Raw genomic sequence first — 1,131 nt, forward strand, 5'->3', positions numbered from 1 at the left:
ACCCAGGAGCGCGCCGTGACCACGGCCGACTACGCCGCCGTCACCGAGCGCCTGCCCGAGGTGCAGCGCGCCGCCGCCAGCCTGCGCTGGACCGGCAGCTGGCACACCGTGTTCGTCACCGTGGACCGGCAAGACGGTGAAGCCATCGACCCCGCCTTCGCCACCCAGGTCGGCACCCACCTGGACCGCTACCGCATGGCCGGCCACGACCTGCGCATCCACGACCCGATCGCGGTGTCGCTGGAGATCGACCTGCTGGTCTGCGTGGACAAGGACCATTTCCGCAGCGACGTCAGCCGCGGCCTGCTCGACGTGCTGAGCAGCCGCACCCGCGCCGACGGCACGCGCGGCCTGTTCCACCCTGACCACTTCAGCTTCGGCCAGAACGTGTTCCTGAGCCCGCTGTACGCGGCCGCGCGCACCGTGGCCGGCGTGGGCTCGGTCCAGGTCACGCGCTTCCAGCGCCAGGGACAGGCCGACCCCAAACCCCTGGCCGACGGCTTCATGACGCTGGGCCGGCTGGAGATCGCGCGGCTGGACAACGACCCCAACTTCCCCGAGCACGGCGTGCTGCGGCTGGAACTGCACGGAGGCAAGTGATGAGTGGCCCTGACACCTTCCCCGGCGACTGCGGCTGCTGCGCCGGCGTGGACGCCGACACCCCGGCGCGCGTGCACAACCCGCCCGGCCAGCCGGCCATCGCCTACCGGGTGGGCCGCCACGGCGACTTCCTCGCCTCCATGCAGGCGCGGCTGTCGAGCACCGACACGCCGGCGCTGGCGGCCCTGGGCACGCGCGAGTTGAGCGACTTCAGCCTGGCGCTGGCCGATGCCATGGCCACCTCGCTCGACGTGCTGGGCTTCTACACCGAACGCTACGCGCAGGAACACTACCTGCGCACCGCCACCGAGCGCCTCTCGGTGCGCGAGATGGCGCGCCTGATCGGCTACCGGCTCGCACCCGGCGTGGCCGCCAGCACCCACCTGGCGTTCAAACTGCTGGAGGCGCCGGGCGCCGCGCCGCCCGAGCCGATCCTGATCCCGGTGGGCACACGGGTGCAGAGCGTGCCCGGCCAGGACGAGACGGCGCAGAGCTTCGAGACCGTGGCCGAGATCCCCGCGCGGGTGCAGT

2 protein-coding genes are annotated in these 1,131 nt (G+C 72.5%); both read left to right on the plus strand.

Annotation, left to right across the window (positions count from 1 at the left end; translation table 11 throughout):
- Window positions 1-600: putative baseplate assembly protein (locus Q7W29_03180; protein MDO9170813.1), on the plus strand; the 600-nt coding region annotated here is incomplete at its 5' end.
- Window positions 600-1,131, plus strand: a 532-nt coding sequence (locus tag Q7W29_03185) for a hypothetical protein (GenBank protein ID MDO9170814.1), incomplete at its 3' end; no start/stop codon positions are given. The genes Q7W29_03180 and Q7W29_03185, both read left to right, overlap by 1 nt.

The sequence above is a fragment of the bacterium genome (genome assembly GCA_030654305.1).
In the GTDB taxonomy this organism is placed as follows: Bacteria; Krumholzibacteriota; Krumholzibacteriia; order LZORAL124-64-63; family LZORAL124-64-63; genus PNOJ01.